This window comes from Shewanella sp. Isolate8 (genome assembly GCF_022398495.1).
In the GTDB taxonomy this organism is placed as follows: domain Bacteria; phylum Pseudomonadota; class Gammaproteobacteria; order Enterobacterales; family Shewanellaceae; genus Shewanella; species Shewanella aquimarina.
The window spans coordinates 375353-387690 of sequence record NZ_JAKEVI010000003.1; the positions used below are offsets into that span (position 1 = coordinate 375353).

Below are 12338 nucleotides of genomic sequence, written 5' to 3' on the forward strand. Positions count from 1 at the left end.
AGTGATTACTATGTTCAAAGCAAGTGAAGTTCTGACTGGTCGTTACGACTCAGCTACCCTAGATGAGCTATTTACAGCGATCACCAACAACTATATTGTCGACGAAGAGCAATACCTCTCTGAACTGATTAAGCTTGTTCCCTCGAGCGATGAAGAGATTCAACGTATTACCAAGCGTGCCCATGACCTGGTACACAAGGTGCGTCAATACGACAAGAAGGGACTCATGGTCGGTATCGACGCCTTCCTGCAACAGTACAGCCTGGAGACCCAAGAGGGGATCATCCTCATGTGTCTGGCCGAGGCCCTGCTGCGTATCCCTGACGCCGCCACCGCCGATGCACTGATCGACGATAAGCTCTCCGGCGCCAAGTGGGACGAGCACCTGAGCAAGAGTGACTCGACCCTGGTCAATGCCTCTACCTGGGGCCTGATGCTCACGGGTAAGATCATCTCCCTGGACAAGAATATCGATGGCAAGCCAAGCAGCCTGCTGAACCGTCTGGTCAACCGCCTGGGTGAGCCAGTGATCCGTCAGGCCATGCTAGCCGCGATGAAGATCATGGGTAAGCAGTTCGTCCTTGGCCGCACTGTGCAAGAGGCGCTGAAGAACAGTACCGACAAGCGCAAGCTGGGCTACACCCACAGCTACGACATGCTGGGCGAAGCCGCCCTGACCATGAAAGACGCGCAGAAATACTACCAGGATTACTCCAATGCCATCGCGGCACTGGGCGCTCAGCAGTACGATGAGAGCGAGGCGCCACGCCCAACCATCTCTATCAAGCTATCGGCGCTGCACCCTCGCTATGAGGTGGCCAACGAAGACAGAACCATGACCGAGCTGTATGACACCCTGGTCAAGCTGGTCTCTCAGGCCCGTAGCCTCAACGTGGGCGTCTCTATCGATGCCGAAGAGGTTGACCGTCTCGAGCTGTCTCTCAAGCTGTTCCAAAAGCTGTATAACTCTGACGCCGCCAAGGGCTGGGGCCTGCTAGGCATAGTGGTTCAGGCCTACTCTAAGCGTGCCCTGCCTGTGCTGTGCTGGATCACCCGTCTGGCCAAAGATCAGGGCGATGAGATCCCTGTGCGTCTGGTAAAGGGTGCCTACTGGGACAGCGAGCTCAAATGGGCTCAGGTCGCCGGCGAAGGCGGCTACCCGCTATTTACCCGCAAGGCAGGCACTGACGTCTCTTACCTGGCCTGTGCACGCTACCTGCTGTCCGACGCCACCCGCGGTGCCATCTACCCGCAGTTTGCCAGCCACAACGCCCAGACAGTGGCCGCCATCACCGACATGGCCGGCGACCGTCTGTATGAGTTCCAGCGTCTACACGGCATGGGCGAAGAGCTGTACGACACCCTACTGGCCGAGAGCGGCGTCAGCACGGTTCGTATCTACGCCCCTGTGGGTGCCCACAAAGATCTGCTGCCTTACCTGGTGCGTCGCCTGCTGGAAAACGGCGCCAACACCTCGTTCGTACATAAGCTGGTCGACCCTAAGACACCGATCGAATCTTTGGTTGTCCACCCATTGACGACCCTACAAAGCTATAAAACCCTAGCCAACAATAAAATCGTTCAGCCGATCGACATCTTCGGCGCCGAGCGTAAAAACTCCAAGGGAATCAACATGAACATCATCTCAGAATCTGAGCCTTTCTTCGCCGCGCTGGACAAGTTCAAAGACCAGCAGTGGTCTGCCGGCCCTATCATCAATGGCGAAACCCTCAGCGGTGAAACCATTGAGGTGAAGAGCCCGTACGACACCACACAGATCGTCGGCAAGGTTGCCTTCGCCAACAATCAGGCGATCGAGCAGGCTCTGGCCAGCGCTCACAACGCCTTCGGCAGCTGGTGCTCAACCCCAGTTGAAGTACGTGCCAACGCGCTACAGAAGCTGGCGGATCTGCTTGAAGAGAATCGCGAAGAGCTGATCGCCCTCTGTACCCGTGAAGCGGGTAAGAGCATTCAAGATGGCATCGACGAGGTGCGCGAGGCGGTCGACTTCTGTCGCTACTACGCGGTCCAAGCCAAGAAGATGATGGGCAAGCCTGAGCTGCTTCCTGGCCCAACGGGTGAGCTGAACGAGCTGTTCCTGCAAGGTCGCGGCGTATTCGTCTGTATCAGCCCATGGAACTTCCCACTGGCGATCTTCCTAGGTCAGGTTACCGCAGCCCTTGCGGCGGGTAACACTGTGGTTGCTAAGCCTGCCGAGCAGACCTCTATCGTGGGTTACCGCGCGGTGCAGCTGGCCCATGAGGCCGGTATACCTAAGGAAGCCCTGCAGTTCCTACCTGGTACGGGTGCTACCGTCGGTGCGACCATCACGGCCGATGAGCGTATCGGCGGCGTCTGCTTTACCGGCTCTACCGTGACCGCTAAGCGCATCAACCTGACACTTGCCCAGCGTGACGGTGCCATCATCCCGCTAATCGCCGAAACGGGTGGTCAAAACGCCATGGTGGTGGACTCGACTTCACAGCCAGAGCAGGTGGTTAACGACGTGGTTTCCTCTTCGTTCACCAGCGCCGGTCAGCGTTGTTCGGCCCTGCGCGTGCTCTATCTACAGGAAGATATCGCCGATCGCGTGATCGACGTGATGAAGGGCGCCATGGACGAGCTGACCATAGGCAACCCAAGTTCGGTGAAGACGGATGTCGGCCCTGTGATCGACGCGACCGCCAAGGCGAACCTCAACGCCCACATCGACCATATCAAGCAGGTGGGCCGTCTGCTCAACCAGCTGGAGTTGCCGGCAGGCACCGAAAATGGTCACTTCGTTGCACCGACCGCGGTAGAAATCGACTCTATCAAGGTACTGGAGAAGGAACACTTCGGTCCTATTCTGCACGTGATCCGCTACAAGGCGGCCGATCTGCCTAAGGTGATCGACGACATCAACTCTACCGGTTTCGGTCTGACCCTGGGGATCCACAGCCGCAACGAGGGCCATGCCCTGGAAGTGGCCGACAAGGTGAACGTGGGTAACGTCTACATCAACCGTAACCAGATCGGCGCCGTGGTTGGCGTGCAACCGTTCGGCGGCCAGGGCCTGTCGGGCACGGGTCCTAAGGCCGGTGGTCCACACTACCTGACCCGTTTCGTGACCGAGAAGACACGTACCAACAACATCACCGCCATCGGCGGTAACGCTACCCTACTCTCTCTGGGTGACAGCGACGAATAATCTCGTCTGCTTGAGCGTTCGACAAAAAAGCCAGTGGATCTCCACTGGCTTTTTTATTACCCGTCACAAGGGCTAAAAGAACTGAGGACTAAGAGCTAAGGACTAAGCACTCAAGGCGAAGAATACGCCTTAACTTAGCACGCGGTTCAAACTGGCATAGTGGGCATCCTGAGCCAGCAGGCTTTGGTGAGTGCCGCTAGTGCGGATCTTGCCCGCCTCCATCAGGTGGATGCTATCCATCTTGTCCATGGCGGTCAGTCTGTGGCTTATCATCACCATAGTCTTGTCCTTGGCAAACTCCAGCAGCAGCGTCATGATCTCCCGCTCGGTGCGTTGATCCAGCCCCTCGGTAGGCTCGTCGAGCAGCAGCAAGGGCGCATCGCGCAGCAGCGCCCTGGCCACGCCGATACGGCGGCGCTCACCGCCTGAGAGCTGCCTGCCCCCCTCGCCTATCCAGTTATCCAGCGGCTTGTCGCCCTGAGTTAAAGCCCCCAAGCCGACACGCTCCAGCACGGCGATAAGCTTGGCATCGTTGGCCTCACGCCATGCCTTGCGTTCGCTGCGGCTCCCATGAGATGGCGCCTGTTCAAATTGCGCCAAGGTCAGGTTGTCGCGCAACGTCCCGGCAAACAGATAGATGCGCTGGCTCACTACCGTCATGGCGCGGCGCAGCGCCTGCTCGCTATAGGCCTCGATGGGGCGGCCATCGAGCAACAGAGTGCCCGCATCGGGCGTCCACTCCCGGGTAATGAGCGACAGCAGGCTCGACTTGCCGCAGCCCGTCTGCCCCAGCAGCGCCAACTTCTCGCCCGGCTTCACCGTCAGACTCAGGCCATCGAGCACCTTCTGACCTGGCTGATAACCAAAGCTCACATCCGTGATGGTCAGCTCACCGCGACTCACCGCCAGCTGACTATCGTCACCAAAGGCGATGCTCGGGCGACGCTCGGTAATATCGCTCACCCGCTCGGCCGCCTGCACGCAGGCCGACAGGTGCTGAAAGGCGCCTGCCAGCGGCATCAGCATCTCAATACAGGCCAGCGTCATAAACACCACCAGCGCCAGCAGCGGCCCGGGCGGCACGCTATCACCCACTCCATCGGCGGCGAGATAACAGAGCAGCACCAAGGCCAGGCCATGGCTTAGGATCAGCAGCGCCTGGCTCAGGGCGGTCACCGCCGTCATGGTGGACTGGCTAGTAAACAACTTGGCCTGAGCGCTGTCCAGCTCGGCCCTGAAGCGCTTCTCGGCGCCAAACAGTGTCAGCTCCGCCTGACCTTGCAAGTATTCCAGCAGCAGCACCCGATACTGACGCCGGCTCTCCAGCTGGGCGATGCCCGGCCTGTGGCCCAAACGATAGAAGACCAGAGGCAGCAGGAACCACAGAGTCAGCAGCACGCCGCACAGGGTCAGCGCCAGCTCACTGTCAAACCAGGAAAGAAAGCCATACAGGGCGGCGATCATCAAGAGCGAAGCCAGCAGCGGTGTTATTAACCGCAGATAGAGATGATCCAGTGTGTCGATATCGGCCACCAGACGGTTGAGCAGATCGCCGCCGCGCAGATGGCTCAGATCCTTGGCGCTCAGTGGCATCAGCTTGCCCCAGGCCCAGGTGCGCAGCTCGGTCAGCAGGCGGAAGGTGGCCTCGTGGGTCGCCAGACGCTCGCCATAGCGGCTAGCGGTGCGGGCGATGGAGAGGAAACGCACCCCACCGGCCGGGGTGAAATAGTTAAAGGCTTGGGCAGTCACCACGCTCAGTCCCGCCACGGCGGTAGCCGACAGGAACCAGCCCGATAGTGACAGCAGGCCGATCCCCGCCATGAGTGTAGTCAGGCTCAGCAGCAGCCCCACCAGCATCATCAGCCACTGGCGCTTAAATAGTTTGATAAAAGGCAGCAGGTGTTTCATTACGCCTCCTCCTGTCGATGGCACAGGTCGCTAAACAGCCCAGGCTCGGCCATCAGGGTGTGATAATCCCCCTGCTGCACCAGCTTGCCGCCATCGAGCACCCAGATCCTGTCCATATCGATGAGGGCATCCAGGCGATGGGTCACCAGCAGGCTGGTGGCGCCCTGGCGCGCATCGAACAGCGCCTGCATCACCGCCGCCTCGCTGTGGCTATCTAAGCTAGCGGTCGGCTCATCGAGCACAAACAGCTTGGCCGACTGTCCAAGCGCCCTCGCCAGACACAGACGTTGCGCCTGACCCACTGAAACTCCGGCGCTCTGCTCCCCTATGGGGTGAGCGAACCCAAGAGGCTGTGCCCGCACAAAATCGCCGATACGGGCGCTGTCCAACAATGTATAGATAGCCTCTTCCGTCATCGTCTTACCCATGGTGACGTTGTCGCCAATGGTGCCGTGAAACAGCTGCGGCTCCTGCCCAAGCCAGGCCAGATGAGTACGATAGCTGCCCGACTCCAGGCTGTTTAACTCCTGGCCATTGACCAGCACGCTGCCGCGATAATCAAGGAAGCCCAATAGCATGTTGAGCAGGCTGGTCTTGCCCGCCCCGCTCGGCCCGACGATGGCAAGCTGCTCGCCGCCGGTGATCTCCGCCGTTATCGGCCCCAGCAGCACCTGACCGTCTGGGCTTAATACCTCTACCCCTTGCAGCTTAATGCTCAAAGGCGTCTCGCTGGTAAAAGGCACGCGCGGCGCATCATCAGCCTCATCCCCTTGATGATTCAGCAGCTCCATCAGCGCCTCGGCGGCGCCAATGGCCTGGGCCTTGGCATGATAGTGAGTGCCCATATCCCGCAGGGGCTGATAAAACTCAGGCGCCAGAATCAACACAAACAGGCCGATAAACAGCGTCATACCCGCGCCGTAGTGGCCAAAGTCGAGATGATCTAAAAAACTAAAACCGAAATAGACGGCCAACACGGCGATAGAGACGGCGGCGAAGAACTCCAGCACCGCCGAGCTTAAGAAGGCCATGCGCAGCACCGCCATGGTGCGGCTGCGAAACTCCTCAGAGGCATTCTCGATCGCCTGCTGCTCTCGCTCACCTGCGTGGAACAGACGCAGGGTGCCAAGTCCCCTCAGCCTATCCATGAAGTGGCCGCTGAGGCGCGACAGGGCGCCAAAATTTTTGCGGTTAGCATCGGCGGCGCCCATGCCCACCAAGATCATAAACAGGGGGATCAACGGCGCGGTGCCCAGCAGAATAATCCCCGCCGCCCAGTTGATGGGAAACACCACAGCCAATATGGTCAGGGGAATGAAGCCCGCCAGCAACATCTGCGGCAGATATTTAGCATAGAAATCGTGAAGGTCTTCCACCTGCTCCAGCACTATGCTGGCCCAGCTGCCCGCCGGACGCCCCTTGATAAACACAGGCCCCAGCTCCACCAGCTTATCCAGCACACTCTGACGAATTTGACTTCGCAGCAACATTCCCGCCTTGAAGCTGATGCGCTCGCGGCCATAGGCTAGCGCGGCGCGCAGCACTATCACGCCAATCAGGGCGATAAACTCGTTGGTAAAGGCATCACGAGGCAAGTTTTCGATGATCAAACCGTGGAGCATGGTCGCCAGCAGATAGGCCTGAGCCACCAGGGCAAAGCCGGTAAGCACACCAAACAACACGGTCAGATTGAGGTAGGCGCCACAGGCCGATTTTTGCTGCTTAAGCCAGCGGCCGAGGACTTTTTCGAGGGTCTTATCCATTGAGCTCCGCGCGTTATCAGGCAGGGACACTAAGTTCGATGGCAAGAGTATCGCAGGCTCACGCACAGGAATAAACCAGCGGGTGGGGAATTGTTAGTAGGCTCACAAAAATTGAGCTAGATCAAAAAAACCGGGAACTCAGTTTTTATCGAGTTTGGTTTTTAGGGTGTCTGGTTTGTTGGATTTTGATGGATCATCTACCCACTACAAACATTTAGATTAGCGGACTAGCCACCACCGAGATCAGTGTTTGAAAAGGTTTTGAAGGTCGCACCTTCATGGCAATCTATCACCTGCGGTGGGCTGATGTGCAAACACGTTTTTGGCACGCAACAAGCACGTCCCTGTGGGCTCTGCGAAATCATCCCTGATTTCGAAGGCCAAAAACGTGTTTACACCAGTATCTATCGTCTCTTCGACTTGACCTTATTGTTTGCTGCTATGGGTTTAGCTTTGACCCAAATTTGAATTAATTAGAGAGACTGAAAATCGCACCTTCATGGCTATTAATTGCCTGCCGCAGGCTCATGTGCAGATACGCCTGTGAGACGCCGTGAATAAGTCCCTTTAGGCTCTGCCGAAACATCCCTGTTTCGGAAGCTCACCGGCGTATCTACACCAGGTATCCAACGCCTCTTCGATTTAACGTTACTGGACAGCCTAGCTCTAAAACATTTTTGGACAAAAGTAAGTTTGGATTTTAGACATACCCATTCTGATTCGGATTAATTTTTGTATAGGCAACGCTTTGCTCACCGGAATATAGGCGAACTCAGCGAGTAATTTTTCCGTGTGCAGCAACTTGTTAGATTTTTTTAGTAAAGGTATACGTAGCCTTCTTGCTCTAACTGTATGGCCATCTCTTTAGCCCAGCTTAACTCAGGGTGCTTTTCCCAAAGCAGTTTCAACATACCAATGGCTTTCTCTTGTAAATAATGAGCATAAAGAATCACTGCCGAGTCACGTGTATGTGTCATTAGCTCTTTATTTTCAATGATAGCTAGGAGCTTGAGTTCTTTTTGATGAATCAACGAGATAAGAGATTCAGCACTTTGCCCTAATGAGCCACGTTCAAAGCAATCATCTTCATCTAGCAAGTTCAGCATTTTAACAACATCACTTTCTGACATGGATGCTATAGATGAGCGTAAGTTATTCCTTAAGCTAGTTGGGATATCTTGCCCGCTACGCCAGAATATATCAGGGTGCCCAGGAATGTGTGCCAAATAGTACAAGATACCTGAATCTAACTCGTTAACGTCCCAACTTTTGAAAATATCAAGTATTTTCATCCAAGCCTCTTCAGATTGGGCATGACATCTAGCCAATGAGCTTAGGCCTAGACAGTGCTCTGTATAGTCGTTCGATTCAGAAAACTTTATTGATTCCTCAAGTGACAATTTGATCTCTTGTTTCAAATGTATGGGCTTGAATATCTTTTCAAAATATTGAAACGTGAAACTTGAGAACTCTGTTTTATTGAACGTTACGGTGTAAGGTCCATTATTTATTACGTCCTTATCGGAGCCAATGTGGTGTTTAACATTTGTCCAATAAGCCGTATCTTCATCCGGATCATAGACAATTCCTATTACAGGTAATGAGTGTGACTTCCAGTACTCAAAGTGCTTTTTAGAAGCAGGAATGGAGCAAGATTTATTGGTACAGAAAGATTTCCCCGACTTAATTTGCAATGCGACAGTAATACCCTTCACGTCTTCTTCATCTACTAATTCTACAAATGCATCGTTACCATAATCATTTTCTTGGTGCACCTCATGAAAGATACTGTTTGAGGATTCAATTATGTTTCGAACATAATTAACTCCTCTTTTAGCCATTGCCGAGCTTTTCAGTTTAGTTGTTCCCATGATTCCTCAAAAAATCTAACAGCTTATTAGTGCGCATGCGCGTTTACTTCGTTGGACCAATGAAAACGCGCACAGTTAACTATCTGTATATAATGAACTTATCAGCATTTTGCTAAATACACCATCTGAAAAAATACGCAATGGGGCAAAAATAACCCAGGCTTTAGATTCGCTACTCGCACCCAATACCGCCAAATCGAAGAGACGTTAGATACCCAGTGTAGATACGCCGGTGAGCTTCTGTGACAGGGATGTCACGGCAGAGCCTACAGGGAACGTACTTGCGGCGTCTCACAGGCGTATCTGCACATACGTCGCTCCTTCACATCCTTGTGATCACGACATTGGTACTTCCATGTACAGCACTCGCCGGGCAGGCGTTAGGTAGCAGCGAAGGTACGACCTTCAAACTCACTCAACAAGTAAACCTGCCACCAAACGCTACTCGCGCCAAATACCGCCAAATCGAAGAGACGTTAGATACCCAGTGTAGATACGCCGGTGAGCTTCCGTGACAGGGATGTCACGGCAGAGCCTACAGGGAGCGTACTTGCGGCGTCTCACAGGCGTATCTGCACATCCCCCGCCGGGCAGGCGTTAGATTACAGCGAAGGTACGACCTTGAAATCCACTCAATAAATGGACATGCGGCCAAACGCTACAACCCCGAATCAAATACCAAACTAGTACGAGATGCCCCCCCCGATTGAAGAAACTGGCTAACTTGTTTTCTAACAAGTTCCTAAGTTTCTTGGCAAACTCAAACTCACCACGCATCCCTCCCGCCAGGGAAGATCGGCGTGATCGGCGCAGTTATCTATGGTGAACTGTCCCTTATGCTGACGCATCACATCGCAGCAGATGGCCAGACCCAGCCCCAGGCCGTCGTCCTTGGTGGAGTAGAAGGAGGCCATGAGATCCTGGGCCTTGCCCTTGAGGCCTGGGCCATTGTCCACCAGCCTGAGGGTCGCCTGCTGGGCACCATATTCAAGGGTCAGCAGCAATCGCTTCTCCCTGTCGGGTTTCATCTCGGCCATGGCATCCAGGCTGTTCTTGATCAGATTCACCAGCACCTGACTCAGGCCGACGCCGTCGCCAAACAGGCTGTAGGGTTCACCCCGCACCTCCTGGGTGAGGACGATGCCCTGCTGCTGAAACTCGCGGCGAAACAGCGCTAGTGTGTTGGTGACCACTTCGTCTAAGGAGAGGGCTTCATATTGGGATTTACGCCGTTTGAGCAAGCCACGGATGCGGTGCACCACGGCGCCGGCCCGGGCAGACTGGGCATTGATCTTGGCCAGCAGCTCATACAGATCTGAGTCGGCATCGCCGCGGCTGTTGAGCTGCATCATGCCCCCCTCGCTGTATTGAGTGATGGCGGCGATGGGCTGGTTTAGCTCATGGGCCAGGCCCGAGCCTATCTCGCCGAGAATAGCCGCACTCTTCATCCGCTCCACCTGCAGCGCCTTATCCTTGAGCTGACGCTCTGTGTCGATCAGAAAGTCGCTCTTCTGCCGAAACTTATACTCAAGCCAGAGGTGATAGACGGTGGACACCAGAAACAGCAACAGCAGCGCCAGGCCCCACTCCTTGTTCTTCTCCATCCATTTGAGCACCGTGTAGTGCAGCGGCGGCGGTGGCGCCTTGAGTTGCAGCTCCTTAAACAGCTTGATCACCTTGAGCTGGCTGATGGGCGCCGTCCAACCCAGGGTCTTGGCCTGAATGGCGGCGGGATGGTCCGGCCCCAGTGCATAGAGGGCCTGGGTGATCTTCTGGGTGATGGCTGGCGGCACGGTATCGGCGGCGGCAAAGGACCAGTTGGGGTAGAGCTGAGTGCTCACCAGGCACTCATAGCCCGCCGGCATGGTGGGGTGGATCACCCTGAAGTCTTCCTTCTTCACCAGGCCGTCCTGAATCATCTCCTCCAGGGTGCAGAAGGGCGTGATGGCCGCATCCACCGTGCCGTCGCGCACCTGATAGACGATGGGCTCCAGGGGAAAGCCCAGGAAGCGCAGCGAGCCGAAGTAGTTCTCCGGGTTATAGCCCATCTTATGCAGCAGGCCGATGGCGGCCTGATAGCCCCCCAAGGCCTGGGGATCGCTGGCCACCAGGTGTTTGCCTTCGAGATCCTTGAGGGTGTAGATCTGGCTGTCGGCGCGCACGATGATGGTAGAGCCGATGGCAAAGGTGGCGCCGCCATGCATATGGCTCTTCATGGTCGCCAGCCAGGAGAGGGGGAAGTTACTGCTGAGGTTAAAGTATTGCCCCGGGTTGGTGACGATAAACTGTAGCTCGTGGGCCAGCAGCTGGCGGCTCATCTCGTCGAAATCCACCGGAACCACCTCGAAATGCGTACCCGGCACCTCCTGAGACAGGTAGTCCATCATGGGCTGCCAGCGCTCTATCCCCTTCTGCACCCCGTGATTAGCCAGCACCCCGACCCTGAAATGAATAAGGTCGTCGGTACTTGTTTCGGGCGTCGCGGCAAGGGCTAGCTGGCTAAACAGCAACAGGCTTGACGCAAACAGGCCAGATATACAGAGATTTAGCCATCCCGCCCGCAGACAAGATCTCAACCAATAACCCAATCGCCCTTTCATCGCTCGCCCAGTCACTTTATTGAACCTACTACTCTAGGCAAGAAAGGGGCAGTTTGATGTGAGGCGGTGCAAACATCCCCTCGTGACTCCATCAGAAAATTATCATTTAGTGATCTGTCTCAAAGGCCCAAATGCCCCTTTTGCCAGCCTCAAATAGAGGCGCTAGGCTAGATACAACCCAAGGCTAACGACCCACTAAAGCTATGCCGCAAGCCACGCCGCAACCTATGCCCCTCTATCTGGTGGACGATGACGAAGCCGTCCTCGATTCCCTCAGCTTCATGCTGCGCCAGTTCGGCTATGAGATGACCACCTTCGTCTCTGGCCTGCGCTTCTTAGAAGAGGTGGATCTGAGCCAGCCTGGCTGCGTCATACTCGACAGCCGAATGCCGGCCATCAGCGGTCAGGCGCTGCAACAAGAGCTGCTGACCAAGCAGAGCCCCCTGGGGATCATCTTCCTCACTGGCCATGGCGACCTGCCCATGGCGGTCAATGCCTTTCGTCAGGGCGCCTGCGACTTCTTTCAGAAGCCGGTATCGGGTCAGGCCCTGGCGGCCGCCATCGACAAGAGCATGCTCCATAGCCAGAAGGCCTTCGAGGCACTGCAGCTGAGCCACAACCTGGCCACCCTGAGCGATCGCGAGCATCAGGTGCTTGAGCTGCTTATCCAGGGCAAGACCAACAAACAGCTCTCCGAGGCGCTGTTCTTGTCGCTGCGCACCATAGAGGTACACAGATCCAACGTGATGAAAAAGCTCAAGGTGCACAACCTGGCCGAACTAGCCAAGTACAGCCAGATTTAACAACAAACCTACAATAAAAACAGATAACTAGATTGAATTAAGACCTGCCTTTGTTGCGGGTCAGCTCCATCCCACTAGGCCTAAACCTAAAGCCTTAGCCCCTAAAATCCTTCACGATCCCCTGTGAATCGAGGTCACATTTTTTTCACATCTCAGACCAAAAAAACTGCGCCAGATCACGCGCGCCCCGCCTATGTGGTTTA

Annotated in this window: 6 protein-coding genes; 2 read left to right on the forward strand and 4 right to left on the reverse strand. The window is 55.5% G+C overall.

Annotation, left to right across the window (positions count from 1 at the left end):
• Window positions 1-10 precede the first annotated feature (10 nt).
• On the forward strand, window positions 11-3190 hold the full coding sequence (putA, locus tag L1D43_RS14140) for a bifunctional proline dehydrogenase/L-glutamate gamma-semialdehyde dehydrogenase PutA (protein ID WP_239852568.1): 3180 nt from the start codon (window positions 11-13) through the stop codon (window positions 3188-3190).
• 129 nt (window positions 3191-3319) lie between these two features.
• Here putA and cydC read toward each other — a convergent pair whose 3' ends face one another.
• From cydC to L1D43_RS14160, 4 genes are all read right to left on the reverse strand, one after another.
• A complete protein-coding gene (gene cydC, locus L1D43_RS14145) occupies window positions 3320-5098 on the reverse strand; it encodes a cysteine/glutathione ABC transporter ATP-binding protein/permease CydC (protein ID WP_239852569.1) in 1779 nt (592 codons plus the stop codon).
• Window positions 5098-6861, reverse strand: a complete 1764-nt coding sequence (gene cydD / locus L1D43_RS14150; protein WP_239852571.1) for a cysteine/glutathione ABC transporter permease/ATP-binding protein CydD — start codon at window positions 6859-6861, stop codon at window positions 5098-5100. Before cydD ends, cydC begins: the two co-directional genes overlap by 1 nt.
• A gap of 815 nt (window positions 6862-7676) precedes the next feature.
• Complete coding sequence (locus L1D43_RS14155; protein ID WP_239852573.1) at window positions 7677-8732, reverse strand: DUF4365 domain-containing protein; 1056 nt, start codon at window positions 8730-8732, stop codon at window positions 7677-7679.
• A 731-nt stretch (window positions 8733-9463) separates the two neighbouring features.
• Window positions 9464-11332 (reverse strand): sensor histidine kinase, encoded by a 1869-nt coding sequence (locus L1D43_RS14160; protein WP_239852575.1) that lies wholly within the window; start codon window positions 11330-11332, stop codon window positions 9464-9466.
• Window positions 11333-11535: 203 nt separating this feature from the next.
• Here L1D43_RS14160 and L1D43_RS14165 point away from each other — a divergent pair, with 203 nt between their 5' ends.
• The gene (locus L1D43_RS14165; RefSeq protein ID WP_239852576.1) at window positions 11536-12135 is read left to right on the forward strand and encodes a response regulator; all 600 of its coding nucleotides are present in this window, start codon (window positions 11536-11538) and stop codon (window positions 12133-12135) included.
• The last annotated feature ends 203 nt before the right edge of the window (window positions 12136-12338 follow it).